The sequence below is a fragment of the Corynebacterium parakroppenstedtii genome, from assembly GCF_019754935.1.
GTDB lineage: Bacteria > Actinomycetota > Actinomycetes > Mycobacteriales > Mycobacteriaceae > Corynebacterium > Corynebacterium parakroppenstedtii.
The window spans coordinates 967,884-990,073 of sequence record NZ_JAGSOA010000001.1; the positions used below are offsets into that span (position 1 = coordinate 967,884).

A 22,190-nucleotide genomic window follows, 5' to 3' on the forward strand; every position below is an offset into this window, starting at 1 on the left:
GTTTCCTTACTTCTTGAGGTCGAAGATCAGCTCGTCGGCTTCCTCCATGATGCGCGTGGCATCGGGGATATAGAGCTGTTCCAAATTGGAGGCAAACGGCACCGGAGTATTGGGCGCGGTCACTCTCTTAACAGGGCCATCCAAGTAGTCGTAGGCCTCGTCGGACACGACCGCAGCGATGTCAGTTGCCGTGTTGTTATGCGGGTTCGCCTCATCGACGACGATCAACCGCCCAGTCTTCCGGACGGACTCCAGCACAGTTTCTTGATCCCACGGCGCCACCGTCAGCAGATCAATAAGCTCAACACTTATTCCCGACGACGCCAGCTGGTCGGCGACCTCAATGCCCTGGTACAGCATCTTCCCGATAGTGACAATGGTGAGGTCCTCGCCTTCGCGAACAATGTCGGCCTTGCCCAGCGGGATCGTGTAGTAGTCTTCCGGGACGTCGCCTTTCTGCGCATACAGCGTCTTGTCCTCGGAAAACACCACAACGTTGTCTTCCTCGATACTCGACAGCAACAGCCCTTTGGCGTTGTACGGCGTCGACGGGACAACGACCTTGATACCGGGGATAGCGCCCAACAGGCCGTAATACGAACCCGAGTGCTGGGCCGCGGCGGAGGCGCCTGCACCATGCATCGTGCGCACCGTCAGCGGCAGCTTTGCTTTGCCGCCGAACATGTATCGCATTTTCGACGCCTGCCCCAGCAGCGTGTCGAAGCAGAAGCCTAGGAAATCATTGAACATGAGCTCAGGGATGGGGCGAAGCCCTGTGGCCGCCGCACCGACCGCGATGCCCATATATCCCATCTCTGAGATAGGCGTATCCTTGACGCGTTTTTCACCGAACTCCTCAATGAGTCCTTTGGTGACGCCCATCACGCCACCCCACGCGCCATCACCATTCAAATGTTCCACACCGTGGCCACCTGCAAGGTCTTCGCCTAACAGCATCACACGATCGTCTGCGCGCATTGCCTGAGCGAGCGCTTCATTAATGGCCTTCATGAAGCTAATTTCACGTGCCATGACTATGTACTCCTCTCTTAGTTAATCGGCTCTAGTGAGTTAGGCGAAGACGTTGCTTAGCAGGTCTTCAGGGTCAGGAATGGGGCTCTTCTCTGCGAATTCGATCGCATCGTCGATGCGTTTTTCGCTGGCCTTTTCAATCTCGTCAGCCTTCTTCTTGCTGAGCCACCCCTTCTCAATCGCGTCCTCACGGAAGCGCGGGATCGGATCCAGATCGGCGAACTCCTTCTCAGCGCCTTCCGTGGCTTTATAGGCTTGCTCGTCGCCTTCGAAGTGGCCGTACTTGCGGTAGGTGCGGCATTCGATCAGGCTAGGGCCACCTCCCTTACGAGCGCGCTTGATAGCGTCCCCAACTTCGTCATAGACCTCGATGACGTTCTTACCGTCGACGACTTTGCCGGGCATGTCGTAGGCCGCCGCCCGCTGCGCAATCGTTTCACTAGCGCACGCGTAATTTTGCGGGGTGGCTTCGCCGAACATGTTGTTTTCACAGACGAAGACAACCGGAAGTTTCCAAATTCCGGCCATATTCAACGCCTCGTGGAACACCCCTTCGTTTGATGCTCCGTCGCCGAAGAAGCACACGGCGACCGCGTCGGTACCCAAATATTGGTTCCGCAAGGCGGCTCCGGTGGCGAGTGCGAACCCACCACCGACCATGCCGTTCGCGCCGAGCATGCCGGTGTCGATGTCAGCGATGTGCATCGATCCGCCTTTGCCGCCGCATAGACCATCCTTGCGGCCGAAAATCTCGGCCATCATGCGGTTCAGGTCACACCCCTTGGCGACGCAATGCCCGTGTCCACGGTGCGTCGAGGTAATGGAATCCTCTTCCGTCAGGTGTGCGCACACACCCACCGCAACAGCTTCCTCACCTGCGTAAAGGTGAACAAAGCCAGGGATCTCCCCTTTTGCGAAAAGTCCGTGAACTCGATCCTCAAAATTGCGGATGTCGTTCATCTTGTTATAGATCCACTCTGCAGTCGATCTCTTCATTACGCCCTCCTCTAGGCCGGTTAGCATGATTTCTCACGCCACACCACGTAGTGCTCTGTATTGACTTATAACGACGTTCGTTTGTGGCGACGTTGATATGGACGCCGCCTTACGACGACGCTGCTATGCATCGACGCTGCTCCGTGATGTCCTGTCTGAACGGTTCGGAACACCGCGTCGTTACAGTGATCGCTGCCGCACGGATCACCACGTGATGACGTCGAAAAGCAGGCAACTTTTCTCGCTCCACGCAGAGAACACCAACTATGTGCTAGATCACATTCATAGGGTGAATATGATCTATCTCTACGTGCGAGACTAGTGCGGATCAGCCCCCGTGCGCAGAAAAAATATTGGCTTCACTTCTGATAAAGGCACGTTTTGAACACTTTTCAACCCCTAAAGGGTGTGGTTTGTGGGCTGACTCATAATTAAAAGCTGAACAGTGTACGTCCATACCCCCGCACTTACACCACACACATAATCCACACACAGCCAACCCACATTGCCCACACACAGCCAACCCACATTGCCCACACACAGCCAACCCACCACATAGCCAACCCACCACGCAGGAAAACTGGAGCACGCGAAAGACGTCTGGCCCCACACGTACAAAAAGCGCCCGCGGAACAACATGGTCCACGGGCGCTTATCACCCCACGTAGCACGTCACCGCGCCACAACTCAGGGCACTAGCCGCCTTATTTCTCAGGCTTCAGAACGTCGTTAATAACGATGGTTTCGTCACGACCGGGGCCGACACCGATGTACGAGATTCGGCAGCCAGACAGTTCTTCCAACCGCTCTAAGTAATCCTGGGCCTTCTGCGGCAAATCAGACACTGACCGCGCACCACTGATGTCCTCTTCCCACGCGGGCATCGTCTCATAGATCGGGACGGCGTGGTGGAAGTCCGATTGCGTCAACGGCATTTCATCGTGGCGCACGCCATCAACGTCGTAACCAACGCAGATCGGGATCTCACCAATACCACCGAGAACATCCAACTTAGTAATGAACAAGTCCGTGAAGCCATTGACCCGAGCTGCATATCGCGCGACGACCGAGTCATACCACCCACACCGACGCGGACGGCCGGTGTTCACACCAAACTCGTGTCCCGTATCGCGCAGGTAATCGCCCCATTTATCGAACAGCTCCGTGGGGAAGGGGCCCGCACCGACGCGCGTCGTATAGGCCTTAGAAATTCCCAATACCGATGTAATTCTCGCCGGGCCAATACCCGATCCCACCGAAGCACCACCGGCCGTAGGGTTCGAACTGGTCACGAACGGATAGGTCCCGTGGTCAACGTCGAGCATCGTGGCCTGGCCACCCTCCATAAGGACCGATTTACCCTCATCGAGACCTTTATTCAGCACAGTCGCCGTGTCGATCAACATGGGCTTCAACCGATCCGCGTACGACATGAAGTAATCGAAGACCTCGTCCGGATCAATCGCTTTCCGGTTGTAGATCTTGACCAGCACCTGGTTCTTAAAGTCCAAGGCTGACTCGATCTTTTGACGGAGAATCGACGGATCGAGAACATCCTGGGCACGGATCCCCACTCGGGCAACCTTGTCGGAATAGGTAGGTCCAATACCCCGGCCCGTTGTGCCGATGGCTCGCTTGCCCAGGAACCGCTCGCCGACGCGGTCAAGGGTTTGGTGATAAGGGGCAACGAGATGCGCGTTTGCCGAAATACGCAGACGCGACGCGTCAGCACCGCGAGCCTCAAGGCCGTCAATCTCAGAGAACAGTGCCTCCAGATTGATCACCACGCCATTGCCCAACACCGGAGTGGCGTTCGGGGACAGCACTCCCGCAGGGAGCAGCTTGAGTTCATATTTCTCGCCACCCACAACCACCGTGTGACCAGCGTTGTTACCACCATTGGGCTTGACGACGTAGTCAACTTTGCCGCCCAGAATGTCGGTAGCTTTACCTTTGCCTTCATCGCCCCACTGAGCACCCACGACAACGATCGCAGCAGCAGTCACGAAAACTCCCACGGTCCCATGGATTGCCGACGAGCCGGGACCACAAGCCTTACGTCGGAGTGCCAATCGGGGCACAAACCACGTCAAGTGTAACGGGTGAGCGTGCGCGCACGTGCAGAAGGGCCAAACAGCTAGGTAAATCGGCAAAACCCCGCGCACCGACGACGAAAACCCGCGCAGCTACGATGGGCTGTGACACCGTACACCGCTGGTTGGTGGCATGGGCTACCGGGCTTTCGTTTAAGGTACGACGACGTGCCGCCACCAACTTCCGCCACCAGCGGTTTTTGCAGCGTTCATTGTCGAAGGATCACCGTACCTCATGCCCATTCACATCGTCCGTTGCGGTGATGCACCGCTTCCCCAGGACCTCCCCCTGCCCGTGCATACCGTCCCCACCTGCCCGGGCCGTAAGGATCTGCCCTTCATTGATGAGCTGGTGGCACGGTACCTTCCTCACGATCCGACGCCGAGCCTGGACGAGATCGCCGCACAGCCGGATGTTGACCATCTTGGGGCACCCGGCCCGGATCCGCGCACGCCCATCGACACCGTTCGGCTAGTTGTTGTCGGCACCGATGCCGATCTTGATGCTGTGGCCACGCGATTAATGCGCATCGACGCTACGTGGATGGAGCTCGCTTACGTCCCTGTTCTGGCCGGGGGTGGCGTTTTATCGAAAGCCTATGCTTCACCGGGCGAGTCGAGCGTCGAAGCGAAGTCGGTGATTGCGACAAGCTGGGGTGTGGCCGATAAACCCTGGTCAATAGCTTTGTCGGGATCGGTTCGTCCAGTGCCCCTTATCCGCGATGATTCCGGCAGGGTAACTCTGGGCGCCGCCGAAATTTGTTCAACGGATGGCTCGCCGTTTGTCGGCGAAATCATTATCGACGACACCACCGTCGGAGCTCCTGAGGGGAGCGATTTTTATGGCACGCGGTTGGTATCCACCCTGGATGCGCCGGGAATTGCTGCCGTTGCCATGACTGGGCCGTCGGCCTACAGCGGTGACCGAACGAAATCCACACGATCCAATTCCACCAAACGGAGCGGATTTCTGGGGCGATTCTTCCACCATGGCCCTGAGACCGGCGCTGTTGATAGCACAGTGCTCACCGGGCGTGCCGTTCAAGCTGGTGGGGAGCCCTTTATGGTGTATCGCGATGGTGTTGCTCACCCACGCGCGTTGACTCGTGTGACGTTCTACCGGCACTTGCGCGATATGCAGGTTGTTCGTCCTTAATTACGAATAACAAAACGGGGCCCACTCCGATAAGAGTGAGCCCCGTCGTTTCAGCTGTTATTTAGGACGCAGAGGTTGACGCAATGCACGATCGCGTTTCCGCGCACGCACCTAGCGACCAGGCCTGGCCCGCGCGCTCGGCATCGACCTCACGCATGCTCGTCGCCACCTTTAGTGATGGTGATGATGGCCTTCTGCCTCAGGCTTTTCTTCCTCTGGCTTATCCACCACAGCGGTCTCGGTGGTCAGAACCATCCGCGCCACCGATGTGGCATTGTCCACAGCGGAGTGGGTGACCTTCACAGGGTCGATAATCCCCTGTTCGATCAGGTTGCCGTACTCCAAGGTGTCAGCATTGAGGCCTTCACCGTTCGGCAGATCCTTGATCCGGTTAACCACAACAGCGCCATCAAGACCAGCGTTGTGAGCAATCCAGAACGCGGGCTTGGTCAACGCGTCAGCCATGGCCTTTACGCCGACTTTCTCGTCGCCCTCGAATTGGTCGGCAAATTCCTCGAGCTCCCGAGAAATCTGAACCAACACGGATCCGCCACCAGCAACAACGCCTTCTTGCGCGGCAGCACGGGCCGAGTTGATCGCGTCCTCGATACGCAGCTTGCGCTCCGAAACCTCGGTCTCAGTGGCACCGCCGGCCTTCACCACGGCCACACCGCCGGAGAGCTTAGCCAAACGCTCTTCCAGCTTCTCGCGATCCCACGTCGAATCCGTCTCATCAATCTGGCGACGGAGCAAGTCACGTCGGGACTGAAGATCTTCCTTGGTGCCGCCACCGTCGACAATGATGGTCTCATCCTTGGTCACGGTGATGCGGCGAGCGGAACCGAAGTAGGACTCGTCGGCCTCGCTCAGGCTGAGCCCAACTTCCTTATCGATGACAGTTGCACCCGTCACCACAGCAAGGTCGTCCATGAAGGCCTTGCGACGGTCGCCGAAGTATGGCGACTTCACGGCGCACACGTTCAAGCTCTTGCGGATGGAGTTTACGACCAGCATCGAGAGCGGTTCGCCCTCAACATCTTCGGCAACGATCAGAACCTGCTTGCCGGAATTAGCGATTTTCTCCAACACCGGGAGGAAATCCGGCAGTGACGAGATCTTCTCACGAACCAACAGAACCAGGGCGTCATTCAGAACCGCTTCCCCGGTCTCCGTGTCGGTGACGAAGTACGGCGACAAGTAGCCCTTATCGAAGGACACGCCCTCGGTGACAGCCAACTCATCGTTGAGCGACTGCGATTCCTCAACGGACACAACGCCGTCCTTGCCGACCTTTTCCATAGCCGACGCAACCATCGCGCCGATTTCGGCGTCGCGGGAGGACACCGTACCGACGTTGGCGATCTCGTCGGTGCTGGATACCTCAGTGGCGCGGGCACGGAGCAGCTCGACGGCTTTCTCCGCTGCGGCCTTGATACCGACGTTGAGTGCGAGCGGGTTAGCGCCAGCGGCGACGTTGCGCAGGCCGGCGTCGACAAGAGCCTGAGCCAGCAACGTTGCTGTTGTGGTGCCGTCACCGGCGATATCGTTAGTTTTGACGGCGACGGACTTCACCAGCTGGGCGCCGAGGTTCTCGAAAGGATCCTCAACGTCGATATCGCGGGCGATCGTCACACCGTCGTTCGTGACGAGGGGGCTACCAAAAGCCTTGTCAAGCACCACATTGCGACCGCGTGGGCCGAGGGTGACTTTGACGGCGTCGGCAAGAGTGTCAACGCCTGATTGCAGGCCACGGCGGGCTTCCTCGTCGAATGCAATAAGCTTCGACATACTGTGCCTCTACCTCTCCTGAACGATTACTTTTCGACGACAGCGAGAACGTCGCGCTGCGAGAGAATCAAGTATTCCTCGCCAGCGTACTTAATCTCAGTTCCGCCGTACTTGGAGAAGATGACGACGTCGCCCTCGGCAACGTCCATGGGCACGCGCTTGCCGTTTTCATCGGTACGGCCGGGCCCAACAGCGACGACGGTAGCTTCCTGCGGCTTTTCTTTAGCGGTATCCGGGATAACCAGTCCGGATGCGGTGGTGGTCTCAGCTTCGACGATCTGAACGAGGAGCTTATCCTCAAGAGGCTTGATGTTGACCTTAGCCACGATTACTTCCTCCAGTGAATGGAAAGTGAATGGAAAATTGTGCTCTTGACAGGTTTTTCCACAGCCGTCGTCGCGGGTGAACAACTGTGATTCACAACCTGATTGGCACTCTACCCGTGTGAGTGCCAGCTCTCAACCACCGGGAGTGCTAAATATCCAAACGCGCTCGTGGAGGCCTATATACGAGCGCTGATACGAGCCCAATACGAGAACTTTTGAACGCACTCAGACAACGGGAATAGCGACGTCAAGACCTGGATTTGTGGCAGCGCCGAGACCCGAGGGCCCCACACCACGTGCTATCGAATAGGCCGCGGCCGCGGCAATCATGAGGCCGTTGTCCGTGCACAACTTCATCTCTGGGACGCATAGGTTGATCCCCGCGCTTTGGCACCGCGCGGTGGCAAGGCGACACAAACCAGAGTTCGCCGCGACCCCACCGCCGAGCAGCAGCGTCGTCGCTTCTGTATCGGTGCAAGCCAACAACGCCTTCTTGGTCAGCACGTCCGCCACTGCTGCTTGAAACGAGGCACACACATCGGGCAACGACACCGTCTGGTGGTTCCGCTCGGCTGCCTCAATATAACGGGCGACGGAGGTCTTTAGGCCAGAGAACGAAAAATCGTACCGGTGCGGGCCGCGGAGATCCTGCGGACGCATCACGCCACGCGGGAAACGAATGGCCTTCGAATTCCCCTCAGCAGCCAGCTTGTCGATAATCGGTCCACCCGGGTACCCCAACCCCAGGAGACGCGACACCTTGTCATAGGCCTCGCCGGCAGCGTCGTCAAGGGTTGACCCCAGCTCCTGCATGGGCTTCCCCAGGCCGTTAACCTTCAGAATCTGAGTGTGGCCGCCGGATACGAGGAGCGCGATGGCGTGGTCGAGGTCCAGGTCCGCGTCGGCCAGAGCCCCCACCGCGATGTGCCCGGCCAGGTGGTTCATCCCATAGAACGGAACACCCCAGGCAGCGGCGTACGCCTTCGCCGCCGATGAACCGACGAGGAGCGCACCGGCCAAACCTGGGCCAACCGTCGCGGCCACATAATCTGGCTTATCGACGTCGGGACGCGCGGCTTTCAGGTCAGCGAGGGCTGCCCGCACGACCGGCCCCATGGCCTCCAAGTGGGCGCGGGAGGCGACCTCCGGGACGACGCCACCGAACCGGGCGTGCTGTTCCATCGAACTGGCGACGCGGTTGGCCAAGACGGTCACGGTAGGGTCGGCATCGTCGTGCGTGGTGACTTCGACAATGCCCACGGCGGTTTCATCACATGAACTCTCCACACCCATCACGATTGCGCGCATGGTGACAAGAGTAGACACCTGGGCGGGATGACTGAAAACACGTGGTGGGAGGGGTTGTGTGGGGCTAGTCCGGCCTGGGACCCCTTTTCATGGTGAACGCGTCTGCGCCCGACGGCTGGTAATAGTTCTTTCGAGTACCTAACACCGTGAAGCCTTCTGACTCGTACAAACCGATGGCTGGCTTATTGTCGGTGCGCACTTCTAAGAACACCGGGCCGGGCGCGTTATCGGCGACATAGAGGATTGTCCCCAACAGCACTCGCCCTAGGCCGTGGCCACGCCATGCGGGATCTAGCCCAATGGTTCGGACTTCAAACTCTGGGTCATCCTCCGGGCCTAAGACTCCTAGGCCGGCATAGCCGACGAGGGCCATCGCGTCACGCGATCCCTGCATATTCCGACGCGGGTTTTCCCCTTGTTCATCGCTGTGCCCGGCGCGGGCAACTGCTGACGTGACAAGGCCGACGTACACCGATCTCGGGTCGCGGAGCTCTGCGAGGAATCCTTCGTAGGGCCATGGCGAGTCGTCCGGGAAAATTTCTGCTTCCAGTTCCGCGCAGGCAGCGGCGGCGGTGGCGTCTAGCTGGACGAGCCTCATTCCGTCAGGGAGATTCTCTGGCGGAGCACTAGCGTGCTGGCCATCACTCATCGCGGTCTGCCGTCATCTGTTCACGGAGCTGACGCGCGCGAGTAATCGCTTCCTCGCTGATAGCGGGGCTCACCGGCTTTGCTTTCGGTGGCACGGCGTCGGGCCGTCGTAAATAAAGGGGGCGGAGGGGTTGAAGATCTGACTGTCGCGGGAAGAGCGCGTTGCGGTCATGATCAGATTCAGTGTCGTCAGAATCGTCGACGTTCGTCGCGCGGTCGAGATTCATGGGGTGGTCGAGGGCTGCGCGAACAAAGTTCACGATGTCCGGTTGCGCGTCCACCGACTGGTTAACACTGGTCACACTGGCCAGAAGAGCGTCGGCCACGGAATCGGACACCACCGCAAAACTCGGCTGCTGCGCAGGAACGTCTGCATCACCGGACACATGGACGTCCGTTGGACGCGTGACCTCGGGTTCCGTGACGCGCACGGGGTGCCCGTCGGATATGCGGTACGTAGCCCAATAAACTTCTCGACGGCGAGCATCCGTCGCAACGATAATCGTCTCACCCTCATGCTGTGGGGCGTCCGCGATGGCATTCCACGCCAGACCATCCAGCGAGCACACCCCGATGACGGGAATATCTAACGCGTCCCCGAACGCCGCAGCAGTCGCCATACCGACACGCAACCCCGTAAACGGGCCGGGCCCCACGCCCACAACAACGGCGTCGAGGTCGCTCGGAGTGACTCCAACTTCGTCGCAGCACTCCATAATGAAGGGCGTCAACACCTCATTGTGCGCGCGGGAATCCCGAACACTCCTGTTAAACCGCGCGCGGATCGTGTCCCGCGAGGTGACGTCGACAAGCCCAGCGGTGACATACGGTGTCGCAGTATCAATAACCAGCACGAGCATGATGGATAGATTACCGCCGGACCCACGTCCACGAAATGACTCGTGGTTCGTCCTCATCGAAATCGACGGGATTTGCTGGTGCTGATGTGTCGCCCCCAGCAGAGGCGTCGTTGCCAGCGGACGTTTCATTTCCAGCGGGCTTCTCGCTGCCACCCGTCGCGCGCTCAAGACGGATCAACAGATAATCCTGTTCCAACGCGTCTGCCATATCCGCGGCCCATTCCGCCACGACGATGCTATCGGGAATGCGCGTATCCAAATCCAGCGAATCGAGGGCGCCGATCGGATCCGTCGTGGTATCGCCCAGAAGGCGATACGCGTCAACGTGGATGAGCGGCACCGGGCCGGGATGTTCGCGGGCGATAGTAAACGTCGGCGACGTTACACGGCCTGATACATGCAAACCTCTGGCCAGCCCCTGCGTAAACGTGGTTTTCCCCGCACCCAGTGGCCCGTCCAACACGACGACGTCGCCCGGCCGCAAAGCGTGAGCAATCGATTCTGCCAGAGTTTGCGTCGCCTCCGCATTACGGACGCGAACACGGCCGTCGACAAGACCGCGGCCAACATACCGTCGGTGGACGCGCGTATGCGGACTGGTCAGGATCTCGTAATGAATGGTGCCGAGGGTTTCGGCCAATTCCGTGGCCGTCGGCAAAGAGGCGGGCTTGCCGTCTGACCCGATGCACTCGCCGGGTGGACCAAAAATAATTGCCTCATCGCCCTGGTGAACTGCGCTGGCCTGCTCTGAGCCCGCCGGACCCAAGGCCACAACGATCTGGTCCATGCACACGCGTCCGATTTGCGGATACCGACGCCCGTTGATCGCGACCTCCATACGGCCGGACAGCGCCCGTGGGATCCCATCGGCATAACCGGCGGGAACAACGCCAGTCACTGTGTCGACGTCCGCTGTCCACGTCCCCCCATAACTCACCGATTCCCCAGCTTTGACCAACCGCTTCGCGACAATCGGCGCAGATAAAGTCATCGCCGGCTTGAGCTGTGAGGTAAGAGAAGAACCCGTGGACGAAGAACGATCCGCTGGTTCCTCCAACGGATCCATCCCGTACAGCGCAACACCCGGCCGCACCATCTGGTAAAACATGTCCGGCCTGGTCACCGAGGCTGGCGAATTACACATGTGGTTAATGCGAACGGGAATTCCGGCCGCCTGCAGCTCCTCAATCGCGGCATCAAACTGAGCCTTTTGGCGATTATTCGACGGGTTATCCGCGGCATCCGCGCTGGCCAGGTGGGTAAATGCGCCGGTGACGTCGATAATGGAATCACTACTTGCTGCGCTCAGTTCCTTCAGCGCCTCATCCCATTGGTCTGGAGAGATCCCCGAACGGCTCAGGCCCGAATCCACCATCACCGTCACCCGTGGGGGGACAAATTCCCAGTCTTCTTGGGATCTCTTGCGCTCGGTCGCTTCGTCGACAATGGCTCTGATATGCGCCAGCGTCGGAACGCCCAGGTCGATCCCGTAATCCAGGGCTGCTTTAACAGAGACGGGGCCGTCGGCGTTCCAAATCCAGGCCAGAATGGGTGCTGAAATCCCAGCACGGCGAAGCTCCACCCCCTCGCTGATGGTTGCCACGCCCAACTGGGTGGCGCCATTGGCCAAGAACACCCGTGCAGCTTCCACCGCCCCGTGGTTGTACCCATTCGCTTTCACCACAGCCATCAACTCCGCTGGGTGATCTGGATTCACCAATTGCGCGTTTCGCGCCACGACATGCACATTGTGCGCCAACGCGTCGCGGTCGATGGTCATGGTCAAAAGGCCGGGCAGGGCCGCGTCGCTACCGTCCGCGGATAAATGGTCACCAGATACAGCGTGGGATGAAGACTGGATGGGCATAGACATCATTGTGCCACCCGCCTAGGACACGCCCGACGGAGATTCTCGAAACAGCCTATAACCAGCGACAACGGGGGTTGAGCGGCCTACCTCTGAAGGCGCGCGCGTGCACGCGGAATTGCCTCCGCAATAACCGACGCCGACGTCGGCGCGTACCCGTCGTCGGTCTCTGCTGCGATATCGGCCGCCGATGCATGGATCACAGTAGCTCGGACGACGGTCGCCATGAGGGCGGACAAAGGCAACTCGGCATCCCGACCGGCGTGGCCGACGCTCTCTGCAACCAAAGCCCCAGCTAGGCCCGACAAGACATCGCCGGAGCCCGGCGTCGCCGCCCACGAACATCCGGCATCGACAACGCACACTTTTACCTGCGACGAGGTATCCGCCGGAGTGCTAGACGATGTATCCGCCGGGGCCGCGACCACCGTGGACCGACCTTTAAGCAACACCACACAATGCAACGCTCTCGCGACCGCCGATACCGCGGGGATACGCGGATAGTCGCTCTCCGGGTTAAGGACGTCCGTCAAGGCGTCGCGTTCCTCAGAGGAAAGGTCCATCGACGGCTCCGCCAAAACAGCCTTCACGACACGTCGAAACTCACCCTGGTGCGGAGTCAAAATAACGGCGCCGTCATAGTTTTTTACCGCGCAGATCAGCGGAAACGCGTCGGACCCCGAGTCGTTTCCGTCCGATTGACACAGAGCGGTCAACCCGTCGGCGTCGATAAGAATGGGGCATGCTCCTGAAGTCTCTGAGCCACACAGAAGACCGTGGAGGTCATCATAATTTCTCTCGACGCCACCGCCGGGGCCAACAACCCACGCCTGAACACGCCCTGACGAGGCAATATTGTCAGCCGCCACAATCTCAGGATGAGCGGCGACAACGGCGTCACGGCTCTTGCCAGCGAACCGAACCATCGCGCTCGTGGCGCGAACTGCAGCCGTCGTGCACAGCACGGCAGCGCCGGGGAACTCGGGGGATCCGGCCCGAATACCCACTACCCCACCGGTGTACTTGTCATCATGAGCCCCTGGTTCTAACGCCATCGCCGGCCACAGTGGTGACGACGCCATGTGAGGCTTCGCCACATCAGGCGCCAGCGTCACCATCCCATCGGGCACAGCGATCTGCCGAATATCCGGCGGGGTCACCGCCCTCACGCCGGAGGCAACCAGCTCGCCATCCGCCTCGCGCTTCTCGCACTCGCTGCGGCAGGCATCGCGCAATCCACAATCCGCCTGAAGAACAACCCCGCAATCGGAATTCATGGCGTGGGCACGTCGAAAAGCACCAAAAGTCACGGTCGCTGCAGCCACTACATGCGGGGCGTGGGCAATCCCGGTATCCGCATCAATCCCGGACGGAATATCCACCGCCACCACCGGAATCTCCGCGTTCGCAGCCGCAGCGATCCACCTGGCCGGCTCATCACGAAGAGGCCCATGGCCACCAATCCCCGTTATTCCGTCGATAAGAAAACACGACGAAAAACGGGCGCGGTACTGCGCTAATTCCTCAGGACTCAGGTCAGTCTCCTCGGACTCCCCAGCCTCCCCGTTCTTTCCGACGACAACCCCGCCCGACTTCTCAAACGCCCGGCGCGCCCGCCCATGAACGGACGATCCCACGCACACGGCCACCGCGTGCCATCCGCGCTGGACGAGCACAGCTCCGGCGTAGAGCGCGTCGCCCCCATTGCCGCCGCTACCTGCGACAATAATCACCGCCGGGGAAGAAGGTTTCTCCTGGGGCAGCCCAGAAAGTCCATGTGCACCATTATCATCCGGACCCGCTGCCCGATCATTGCCGGGCACTCCCGGCACGGTCGACAGCCACTGCACGGTATCCGCCACTGCCGTGGCCGCTTTCTGCATCGTTTCGTCGGGGAACGAATCGGACGCAATCACCCCCTCCTCCGCAGCTCGAATTGCTTCGACGGGGAGAAGGGGGTGGAACACGATGCACTCCTTAGACGGCTTGCACAGCCTTCATACGGCCTACAAATCCGATGGACCAACGGCGAATAAATCAATCATTAACATCGTCCACCGTACTCCGAATACCGTGCTCACGTGCTTATTCGACGGTCACCGACTTCGCCAAGTTGCGTGGCTTGTCGATGTCCTCGTTCCCGCACTCGCGGGCAATCTGAGCCGCCAAGAACTGCAGAGGAACCGTCGACAATAAGGGCTGCAGAAGTGTTGATGTCTGCGGAATCTCGATCAGGTAGTTCGCGAACGGCTTGACGGCGTCATCGCCTTCCTCAGCAATAACGATGGTTTTTGCACCGCGCGCGCGGATTTCCTGAATGTTCGACACAATCTTGGAGTGCAGCACTGCCCTGCCACGCGGGCTCGGCACCACCACCGTCACCGGGAGATCGTCTTCGATCAGCGCGATCGGCCCGTGCTTCAACTCGCCAGCCGGGAACCCTTCGGCATGAATATATGCCAGCTCCTTGAGCTTCAAGGCCCCCTCCAGGGACACTGGGAAGCCCACGTGCCGGCCGAGGAACAGCATCGTCCGGATCGCGCCCATCTCTCGGGCAATGTTCGTGATGTGTTCCTCCTGGTCCAGGACCTGCTGGATTTTCTCCGGAATCTGTTCGAGCTCCTGGTAGATGGCGGTGACCTCGTCGGGGTACTTCGTGCCGCGCGCCTGCGCCAGGGCCAAGCCCACAATATAGTTCGCCGCAATTTGCGCCAAGAAGGCCTTTGTCGAAGCCACACCGATCTCGGGGCCGGCGTGGGTGTACAGCACAGCGTCGGCTTCGCGCGGGATTTGGGCACCGTTGGTGTTGCACACAGCCAGGACGCGCGCATTCTGCATCTTCGCGTGGCGGACGGCCTCTAAGGTGTCCGCGGTTTCACCCGACTGGGATACCGCAACCACCAGCGTCCGGGAGTCGAGCACGGGGTCGCGATAGCGGAACTCGCTGGCTACCTCGATCTCGACGGGGATGCGAACCCAGTGCTCAATGGCGTATTTCGCCAGCAACCCGGAGTGGTACGCAGACCCACAGGCGACGACGAACACTTTCTGCACTTCACGAAGCTCATCCTCGGACAACCGCTGTTCGTCCAGGACAATCCGACCGTCCTGAAGGTGCCCCGCGAGGGTGTCGCGGATAGCGGACGGCTGCTCATTGATCTCCTTCTCCATGAAGGAGTCATAGCCGCCCTTTTCCGCGGCCGCCAGATCCCAGTCAATGGTGAAGGGCTTGCCTTCTTGCTGGTTACCGTAGAAGTCCGTGAGAGTGTAGCCATCTTTTGTGATGGTCACCGCGGTGTCCTGGCCGATCTCCACCGCCTTGTTCGTGTATTCAATGAACGCGGCGACGTCGGAACCCAAGAACATTTCGTCCTCGCCGATGCCAATAATCAACGGCGAGGACCGTCGGGCAGCAATAATGCGATCCGGGTAGTCAGCGTGTGTGAATAATAGGCTGAAAGCCCCTTCTAGCCGACGCAACACTGCCAGGACAGAGGCGTCAAAATCCCCCTTGTTCTGGCCTTGGTTGTATTCCAAAGCAACCAGGTGGGCTGCGACTTCCGAGTCGGTTTCGGACTTCAGTTCAATGCCCGTGTTTTCAACTTCTTCCCTAAGGGCGGCGAAGTTTTCAATGATGCCGTTGTGGACGATGGCGACTTTGCCGTCGTAAGACACGTGCGGGTGAGCATTAACATCGTTGGGCCGGCCGTGCGTTGCCCAGCGGGTGTGCCCAATTCCTGTGGTGCCGGTGAGGTGATCCGTACCGATGTGGTCGATAGCGTTGCGCAGGTTATCCAGCTTTCCTGCTTTTTTCTCTATGTTGATGGCTCCCTGGCCGTCGAGGACGGCGATCCCCGCGGAGTCATACCCCCGGTATTCCATCCGCTCAAGAGCCGCAAGGGCGATATTGAGGGCCTGTTTACGGCCAACGTAACCGACAATTCCACACATGGGCACGATGATACTAATTTTTGCCGATACGGGCTGCTTCATCCACCCCATTCCGGTCGATATGTGGTGTCATCTCGACGTTTACCCCGCCCGTCGGTTACTGTTTTCTTGTGGCTGACAAACTTTCATCGCTCGTAGCTCATCTTGATAAACGTGGCCCGCACCGGGTTTTAGTGGGAGACCTCGATTATGTCGGGATTCCTGGCAAGGTATATCTCCCCGCGAACGGCAATAACGTCCCCGGTGTCGTCTTCGGTCACGACTGGATGACCGATATTTCCGCATACCACGGCACTCTTCGCCATTTGGCGAGTTGGGGCATCGCCGTCGCTGCACCGGATTCCGAAACTGGTTTCAAGCCGAACCCCGGTGCCTTTGCCAATGACCTAATGACCTGCATGTCTGTGATCTCGGGTGTCCAGATGGGACAAGGTTCTATTACTGTTCACCCGGAGAAACTTGTGCTGGCCGGGCATGGTTTCGGGGCGAGTGCGGCTGTTCTTGCCGCGGCCGGTGAGTGGAGTTCCTCGTCGTCCTCGGATTCGGAGGTGTCCGCGCGTTCGGTGTCGGTGGGATCCGGATCGGTGACCGCGTCTAATACCCCGGGCCCGAAGGGGTTGACCGGTGTAGCTGCTATTTTCCCGCGCAGTACGTCTCCGCGGGCATCGGACGCTGCTTCCAATATCGAGGTTCCCGGTCTTATTTTGGCCCCTGGCCAGGATTCTGTTCTTGTTGGCGACGAGTCCCTCCGCATTGCTGCGAAGTGGAAGGGCGATTCCTATTACCGACGCGTGAATAAGGCGTCGCAATCGGTGATGTCGGAAAAGGTTGTGAAGAATATGGTGCTGGGGCTGGGGTCGCCCGGCTTTTCGCAGCGTGCCGCACTTCGCGGACTGCTTGTCGCTTTTGTCCGCGCGACGGCGGAAGGCGACAAGAAGTACAACGGCGTTTTGTCCGATGAGGACCTCAAGGGCACGGAGTTCTGGGATCGCGATGATATTGCGAATGAGCTCCCTGAGAACGCTGATGTGATGGAGCGCCTCCGCGACGCGCTGTAGTTGAGGCGCGCGGGACGGGCGATGGTGGCCGGGGGGCCACGCACAGCGCCAGCCACGCGCGGTGTCGGCCGAACGCGGTGTCAGCTACGTACTGCCCGAATGCCTCCACCGCGAGAAGTGCCTTGCGTTCGTGGCGTATGAGAGCTGCGAGAATTGGTTGCCTGCGAGCCACGGGAGTCGTCAGCCTTATCCCCGTTGGTCGTCGTGGTACGCCCGAACGTGAAAGTTGAGTGGCCATCAGGAGCCTGATGCCGGCCTTTGCGCGTGGTCGCAAACGTGGTTTCTTTGCTGATGGTGCTGCTGGCCCCGTCCGTCTTCTGAGCCTGCTGAATAATTTCTTCGAGTTTCTTCACCCGTTCACCGTATTGACGGTGAAACTCTGCGAGGTTTTTATCCATTTCTGCCCGATGGGCGTCCACGATGGCCTGATACGCCGCACGGTAATTCTCGGTATTACTCACCATGCCCCTGCTTTCTCTACGGTGATGCCTAAGTGTGATGTTGTGTCGTCTGCTGTAGTGCCCGGCGCCGGTTCCTCTGGCCGATCGACGTGCGCTTCTTCCTCCGCGACAGCCTCCAGTGGCTGCTGCACCGAGACGTCCATTCGGATAGAAAAAGGCCCTCTAGTCCCTTCCACTGAGCCAGACTCCCCACCCGAAAGGGCAGAGCTCTCCTGTGTTTTTTGATTCCAGTCCGGCGCCCCTTGAGTGCTTTCAATGGTGAGACCACTGGCCATCTGCGTACATGTTCGTCCCGACGACGACGCGTCCGACAGCTTCGGAGTCACTTTTTGCGCAGAGTCAGCCTGCGACTGGTTCGAGGGCGAACACTGGGTCGCGGACAGCTCACACGAGGACGGTGGCTTCGATGTCCCTGGCGAAACCGGCGTCGACGGTGAAGGACAAACACTCCCTAGTGGTGACGATTCGTTCCTCGGCACAACACTCGGCACCGCATCCCCACCCCATGATGTCACGACATCACAGTGTTGCAGCGGTTTCGGCGGTTCGACCGGGCATGCACCACACACGCTGACCTGTTCCGAGCAATGTGTCGATAGCGTCCCCAAGGCTTCACCAATCGCACGATCACGCGCTTTCACCTGGTTCAAAAGGAGCAATCCCGCCGCGTTCCCCACCTGCGTCAGCGCATGCATAGCGATCTTTTTCGCCGGCGGAGGCAAAGGCAAGATCAAGGGCAATCCCGTCTCCACCACCGTCGTAAATAAATCGACAACGTCCTCCATTGCCGAATCGGTATCTTCCATCACGGACTGCAACGCATCCGCACACGCGTCACTGGATTCGGCTGTGGCCGAGTGACCGTCGGCAAGAGAAATGAGCCACTCGCCGACCTTGTCCACCGCCTCGCTAATCAACCCCTCGGCGACGTCGACAAGTGAATCAGATGCCCGGCCACCACTGCTGCGCACGGCCATAAAATACGGAATCATGCGCCGTAAGGTGTCGGCACTCTCCCGCAAAGGATCCCATTCCACGCCCGACGCGCGCATGACATTAATCTTTAATTGGTTCCCAGACACCACCGGGTGATACAGCACTCCGGAAAAAGCGGCTCCCAGCATCAGCGCATGGCTTGCTGCCGAATACTCTGCCGCACTCTCAACTTGCTGGGACAGGGTGCTCATCGCTCCACCGCCGCTTCCACCGAGGGCTCCAAGTTCGCGAACGCAGCAGTATTGGCATCATCGGCACCGACAATCTGGGACACAACACTATCCGCTGACAGCCCCTGAGCAGCGGCAACCTCACACGCCCGACGGGACAACTCGTGGAGTGCGTCCAGCTCACCCGCAATAGCCAGCCCCTCCTGCACCCACGAAAACCAGTATGCACGGGCATAAATGGCACTGGCGAGCCAACGATCACTGATTCGACATCCTGCCCCGCGCTCGCATACAACGACGAACGCGCGGACGCCTCTGGTGCAGAGACAACAAGCTCCCCCATTACATCCCCCCTGAAATTCGTAGCGATTATTTCATGGCTGACGCCATGATCCCCACCGCAAAATTATGCCAGACTGCTGCGACATCGCCCACCCCTCACATCATCCGCACATAGTGCTATAGATCACACGTTCGCGGTGTGCGCACTAGTTACACACTTGCGACGACGGCAGCCAACCGACCAGCGATTTTCCGCGCCGTGGCACCGTCGCCAGCTTCCACCATCACGCGGAAAAGTTCCTCCGTGCCGGATGGACGCAAAAGCACCCGGCCCGATTCGCCCAGTTCCTCTTCGGCCTCAGTGATCGCCGTCCGAACAGCCTCGTCATTGGTAATGGCTGCTTTGTCAGTGACCGGCACGTTGATCAACGTCTGCGGGAGAACCCTCATCACCGACGCCAACTCGGATAGCGTCTTCCCCGTTTGAGCCATCCGGGCCATCACGCTCAGGCCGGTAAGCGTGCCGTCGCCCGTCGTCCCATGTTCGGGGATGACGATGTGCCCGGACTGTTCGCCGCCCAGGCTGTAATCGCCAGCATTCAGGTCTGCGAGCACATAGCGGTCGCCGACCTTCGTCGTCCGGACCTCAATGCCCTGCTCTTTCATCGCAAGTTTGAGACCAAGGTTCGACATCACCGTTGCGACGAGGGTCGACTTCTTCAGTTCCCCGCCTTCTTTCATCGCGATCGCGAGGATCGCCATGATCTGATCGCCGTCGACAACATTACCTTCGGAATCGACGGCCAAACAGCGGTCCGCATCGCCGTCGTGCGCGAGCCCCAGGTCAGCGTGGTGTTCCAGAACAGCACGCTGCAGGACATCAATATGCGTCGAACCGCAATTTTCGTTGATGTTGAACGCGTTGGGTTTGTTAAAAATGGGGACGACATCGGCGCCAGCGGCCTGATACGCCATGGGCGCAGCCGTCGACGCGGCACCATTAGCGCAATCCACCACAACACGAATTCCATCCAAGGGCGTCGGCACAGCCCCTGCGAGATGGAACAAATAGCGCTCCAAGGCGTCGGGGGATTCCTCGACAATACGACCAATCCCCGCCCCCGTCGGGCCAGTCTCGGACAACTCCAACATGGTCGCTTCGATCTCCGCCTCGACCGCGTCGTCAAGTTTGAGACCACCCGCCGCGAAGAACTTAATTCCATTATCGGGCATAGGATTATGGCTTGCGGAAATGACAACGCCCATGTCAGCACCATAATCATCGGTCAGAAACGCCACAGCGGGGGTCGGAATGACGCCCACGCGAAGGACGTCGACACCCTGGCTTGCCATCCCTGCCGACAACGCGGCAGACAACATTTCCCCCGACACACGCGGGTCACGCCCCACAACAGCGACAGGCCGACGGCCACCCTTCCGGTTGGCGGTCAGCACCTTTGCCGCAGCGGACCCCAACTTCATTGCCAACGGCGCAGTTAACGTCTTATTTGCAAGACCACGAACACCATCAGTGCCGAAGTAACGTCGTCCCATCTGGTCTACCCTTTCCCACTGTTCAGCATTGGCGTTTCGGTGTGTGCACTTCACAACCCTAGCTACCGCAATCCGGCAGCCCGAGTTGAAGCGCTTACGCCCGGGATGCTTTATAACTGAGCCAACAGTCTAATAGGACGGGCCTCGTAACACCGCACTGCGCAGAAACAGAGTATGCATAAGTGATTGTGCAACGGTGGGCTGTGGATAAGTCGACTATTGATGAGCGGTGTGCCAGACGCCCCATATCGATTCGGTGTCGATCCACTACCAATATGTAGCCGGTGACCCGATATCCGTGACTAGATATGTAGCTAGTTCCCCGTTATCGCGCGCCACGATATACGCTATGTCATCGGCGCCGCTGTACTGTTGCGGATCCGCCTTGCTCGACCACGGGAATTTAGCGAAGCGAGGTTGGGAAGCACTGTCCGCACTGTTCTATTACAACAACTGGTATGAAATCGTCGCCGGTGACTCGTACTTCGACATGTTTGGTGGGCCTCAACCACTGAGCCACATGTGGTCACTAGCGGTGGAAGAACAGTTCTACCTTGTGTGGCCTTTTGTGTTCACCGCAATCACATTCCTGTGGCAGCGTCGTAAACATTCGCACGGTTACGCTGCGATTACGTGCTTGATCCTCGCCGCCATATCGGGTGTGTGGATGGCCTACTTGGTGAAGCCAGGCGTCGATCACACTCGCGTTTACGAAGGAACGGATACTCGCGCATTAGGGCTGCTCATCGGCGCGTCCCTGGCTTTCGTGTGGAAACCCGGGGTCGCCGCTTCCAACGCTTCGGGGTCCGACAGTACACAAGCTTCACGGTCCTGGCGTTCCAACGCACTCGCCCGTCATCTTCTTGACCTGGTCGGGCTGGCCGGTTTGGCCGTCGTGATCTTCATGATGGTTCGTACCGACGATAACGCCATGTGGCTCTACCAGGGAGGATTCGCCGTTCTCGCCCTGGCTACTGCGACGGCTCTGTTGCCTCTTGCCGACGAGCACTCGTGGATGACCCGCATCGTTGGTCTTCCGCCTCTGCGCTGGTTGGGCGAGCGCTCCTACGGTATTTACCTCTGGCATATGCCTGTTATCGCTTTTGCGCCCGATGGGTTCGTCGAAAATCACCTGATTATTGCAGGCCCTGTTCTGTCCGCGATTTCTATCATTCTGGCTGCTCTGTCCTGGACATTGATCGAGGACCCAATCCGTCGGCATGGAGTTGTTGCACTGGCACGTAAGTGGTGGTCAGGCAGGGTTTCGGAAAACGCATCAGGCACCGCTACGAGCCCGGCAGTCTCTCGCCGACGGGGGACGCCACCGGTCCTCACCGGGGTTGCCTCGGTCATCCTTCTCGCGATTCTCGCCGCCGGGTTGCCTAAAGCTCTTGCCGACGGGTCTAATGGCTCCTCGTCCAATGACCCGATGGCTGCGATCGGCGGGAGTGGAACCGACGGGGCGGTCAAAGTCGGTGGAGACAACGGTAATAGGCAGAGAAACGGTGCCGACAACCCCGACGCAGCGTCGGCAAGCGATAAAGATGGTAAGGACACCGCTGCTCAAGGGCGGAATGCTGGGATTGACTGCTCAACGGTGATCCAACATTGGCGATTCCACCTCTATCGCGCTTAATTCGCCCG

At 59.3% G+C, this 22,190-nt stretch carries 17 protein-coding genes and 1 pseudogene; 3 read left to right on the plus strand and 15 right to left on the minus strand.

Going from position 1 to position 22,190, the window contains the following annotated elements:
• Nucleotides 1-6 precede the first annotated feature (6 nt).
• The 3 genes from KCQ76_RS04060 to KCQ76_RS04070 all read right to left on the minus strand — a co-directional run bounded on the left by KCQ76_RS04060 (nucleotide 7) and on the right by KCQ76_RS04070 (nucleotide 4,034).
• Complete coding sequence (locus KCQ76_RS04060) at nucleotides 7-1,032, minus strand: alpha-ketoacid dehydrogenase subunit beta (protein WP_046203549.1); 1,026 nt, start codon at nucleotides 1,030-1,032, stop codon at nucleotides 7-9.
• Between the two features lie 39 nt (nucleotides 1,033-1,071).
• Nucleotides 1,072-2,028 (minus strand): thiamine pyrophosphate-dependent dehydrogenase E1 component subunit alpha, encoded by a 957-nt coding sequence (locus KCQ76_RS04065; protein WP_046203548.1) that lies wholly within the window; start codon nucleotides 2,026-2,028, stop codon nucleotides 1,072-1,074.
• Between the two features lie 704 nt (nucleotides 2,029-2,732).
• Nucleotides 2,733-4,034: an adenylosuccinate synthase gene (locus KCQ76_RS04070; RefSeq protein WP_046203546.1), complete on the minus strand. Its 1,302-nt coding sequence runs from the start codon at nucleotides 4,032-4,034 to the stop codon at nucleotides 2,733-2,735.
• 322 nt (nucleotides 4,035-4,356) lie between these two features.
• On the opposite strand from KCQ76_RS04070, the gene KCQ76_RS04075 reads away from it, so the two are divergent.
• A complete protein-coding gene (locus KCQ76_RS04075; protein WP_052722143.1) occupies nucleotides 4,357-5,277 on the plus strand; it encodes a hypothetical protein in 921 nt (306 codons plus the stop codon).
• A gap of 171 nt (nucleotides 5,278-5,448) precedes the next feature.
• Here KCQ76_RS04075 and groL read toward each other — a convergent pair whose 3' ends face one another.
• The 8 genes from groL to glmS all read right to left on the minus strand — a co-directional run bounded on the left by groL (nucleotide 5,449) and on the right by glmS (nucleotide 16,025).
• A complete protein-coding gene (groL, locus tag KCQ76_RS04080; RefSeq protein ID WP_046203545.1) occupies nucleotides 5,449-7,065 on the minus strand; it encodes a chaperonin GroEL in 1,617 nt (538 codons plus the stop codon).
• Nucleotides 7,066-7,091: 26 nt separating this feature from the next.
• On the minus strand, nucleotides 7,092-7,391 hold the full coding sequence (gene groES / locus KCQ76_RS04085) for a co-chaperone GroES (RefSeq protein WP_012732345.1): 300 nt from the start codon (nucleotides 7,389-7,391) through the stop codon (nucleotides 7,092-7,094).
• A gap of 225 nt (nucleotides 7,392-7,616) precedes the next feature.
• Nucleotides 7,617-8,699 carry a tRNA (adenosine(37)-N6)-threonylcarbamoyltransferase complex transferase subunit TsaD gene (gene tsaD, locus KCQ76_RS04090; RefSeq protein ID WP_046203544.1) on the minus strand — a complete coding sequence of 361 codons (1,083 nt, stop codon included), beginning with the start codon at nucleotides 8,697-8,699 and terminating at the stop codon, nucleotides 7,617-7,619.
• Between the two features lie 64 nt (nucleotides 8,700-8,763).
• Nucleotides 8,764-9,297, minus strand: coding sequence for a GNAT family N-acetyltransferase (locus KCQ76_RS04095; protein ID WP_046203601.1), 534 nt, complete (start codon nucleotides 9,295-9,297; stop codon nucleotides 8,764-8,766).
• Between the two features lie 43 nt (nucleotides 9,298-9,340).
• Nucleotides 9,341-10,264 (minus strand): tRNA (adenosine(37)-N6)-threonylcarbamoyltransferase complex dimerization subunit type 1 TsaB, encoded by a 924-nt coding sequence (gene tsaB, locus KCQ76_RS04100; protein ID WP_306421835.1) that lies wholly within the window; start codon nucleotides 10,262-10,264, stop codon nucleotides 9,341-9,343.
• Nucleotides 10,218-12,074, minus strand: coding sequence for a bifunctional alanine racemase/tRNA (adenosine(37)-N6)-threonylcarbamoyltransferase complex ATPase subunit type 1 TsaE (locus KCQ76_RS04105; RefSeq protein WP_052722142.1), 1,857 nt, complete (start codon nucleotides 12,072-12,074; stop codon nucleotides 10,218-10,220). Before KCQ76_RS04105 ends, tsaB begins: the two co-directional genes overlap by 47 nt.
• Before the next feature lie 86 nt (nucleotides 12,075-12,160).
• Complete coding sequence (locus KCQ76_RS04110) at nucleotides 12,161-14,041, minus strand: bifunctional ADP-dependent NAD(P)H-hydrate dehydratase/NAD(P)H-hydrate epimerase (RefSeq protein ID WP_052722141.1); 1,881 nt, start codon at nucleotides 14,039-14,041, stop codon at nucleotides 12,161-12,163.
• Between the two features lie 118 nt (nucleotides 14,042-14,159).
• Nucleotides 14,160-16,025 carry a glutamine--fructose-6-phosphate transaminase (isomerizing) gene (glmS, locus tag KCQ76_RS04115; protein WP_046203599.1) on the minus strand — a complete coding sequence of 622 codons (1,866 nt, stop codon included), beginning with the start codon at nucleotides 16,023-16,025 and terminating at the stop codon, nucleotides 14,160-14,162.
• A gap of 110 nt (nucleotides 16,026-16,135) precedes the next feature.
• Between glmS and KCQ76_RS04120 the strand changes: the two genes are divergently transcribed.
• A complete protein-coding gene (locus KCQ76_RS04120; protein WP_046203541.1) occupies nucleotides 16,136-17,083 on the plus strand; it encodes a dienelactone hydrolase family protein in 948 nt (315 codons plus the stop codon).
• 80 nt (nucleotides 17,084-17,163) lie between these two features.
• Here KCQ76_RS04120 and KCQ76_RS04125 read toward each other — a convergent pair whose 3' ends face one another.
• From KCQ76_RS04125 to glmM, 4 genes are all read right to left on the minus strand, one after another.
• Nucleotides 17,164-17,547: a hypothetical protein gene (locus KCQ76_RS04125; protein ID WP_046203540.1), complete on the minus strand. Its 384-nt coding sequence runs from the start codon at nucleotides 17,545-17,547 to the stop codon at nucleotides 17,164-17,166.
• On the minus strand, nucleotides 17,541-18,731 hold the full coding sequence (locus KCQ76_RS04130) for a hypothetical protein (RefSeq protein WP_046203539.1): 1,191 nt from the start codon (nucleotides 18,729-18,731) through the stop codon (nucleotides 17,541-17,543). Before KCQ76_RS04130 ends, KCQ76_RS04125 begins: the two co-directional genes overlap by 7 nt.
• Nucleotides 18,728-18,919, minus strand: a complete 192-nt coding sequence (locus tag KCQ76_RS04135) for a hypothetical protein (protein ID WP_046203538.1) — start codon at nucleotides 18,917-18,919, stop codon at nucleotides 18,728-18,730. The genes KCQ76_RS04130 and KCQ76_RS04135 overlap by 4 nt, the downstream gene beginning before the upstream one ends.
• Before the next feature lie 283 nt (nucleotides 18,920-19,202).
• Nucleotides 19,203-20,546: a phosphoglucosamine mutase gene (gene glmM, locus KCQ76_RS04140; protein WP_046205094.1), complete on the minus strand. Its 1,344-nt coding sequence runs from the start codon at nucleotides 20,544-20,546 to the stop codon at nucleotides 19,203-19,205.
• 424 nt (nucleotides 20,547-20,970) lie between these two features.
• Here glmM and KCQ76_RS04145 point away from each other — a divergent pair.
• A pseudogene (locus KCQ76_RS04145) lies at nucleotides 20,971-22,182 on the plus strand (acyltransferase family protein); the annotation flags it as partial.
• Between the last annotated feature and the right edge of the window lie 8 nt (nucleotides 22,183-22,190).

What these genes read in the sequence shown, in the direction of transcription:
- KCQ76_RS04060 (WP_046203549.1), bottom strand. Translation starts at nt 1,032, where the DNA reads ATGGCACGTGAAATTAGCTTCATGAAGGCCATTAATGAAGCGCTCGCT.
- KCQ76_RS04065 (WP_046203548.1), bottom strand. Translation starts at nt 2,028, where the DNA reads ATGAAGAGATCGACTGCAGAGTGGATCTATAACAAGATGAACGACATC.
- KCQ76_RS04075 (WP_052722143.1), top strand. Translation starts at nt 4,357, where the DNA reads ATGCCCATTCACATCGTCCGTTGCGGTGATGCACCGCTTCCCCAGGAC.
- groL (WP_046203545.1), bottom strand. Translation starts at nt 7,065, where the DNA reads ATGTCGAAGCTTATTGCATTCGACGAGGAAGCCCGCCGTGGCCTGCAA.
- tsaD (WP_046203544.1), bottom strand. Translation starts at nt 8,699, where the DNA reads ATGCGCGCAATCGTGATGGGTGTGGAGAGTTCATGTGATGAAACCGCC.
- KCQ76_RS04095 (WP_046203601.1), bottom strand. Translation starts at nt 9,297, where the DNA reads ATGAGGCTCGTCCAGCTAGACGCCACCGCCGCCGCTGCCTGCGCGGAA.
- tsaB (WP_306421835.1), bottom strand. Translation starts at nt 10,264, where the DNA reads ATGAGGACGAACCACGAGTCATTTCGTGGACGTGGGTCCGGCGGTAAT.
- KCQ76_RS04105 (WP_052722142.1), bottom strand. Translation starts at nt 12,074, where the DNA reads ATGCCCATCCAGTCTTCATCCCACGCTGTATCTGGTGACCATTTATCC.
- glmS (WP_046203599.1), bottom strand. Translation starts at nt 16,025, where the DNA reads ATGTGTGGAATTGTCGGTTACGTTGGCCGTAAACAGGCCCTCAATATC.
- KCQ76_RS04125 (WP_046203540.1), bottom strand. Translation starts at nt 17,547, where the DNA reads ATGGTGAGTAATACCGAGAATTACCGTGCGGCGTATCAGGCCATCGTG.
- KCQ76_RS04130 (WP_046203539.1), bottom strand. Translation starts at nt 18,731, where the DNA reads ATGAGCACCCTGTCCCAGCAAGTTGAGAGTGCGGCAGAGTATTCGGCA.
- glmM (WP_046205094.1), bottom strand. Translation starts at nt 20,546, where the DNA reads ATGGGACGACGTTACTTCGGCACTGATGGTGTTCGTGGTCTTGCAAAT.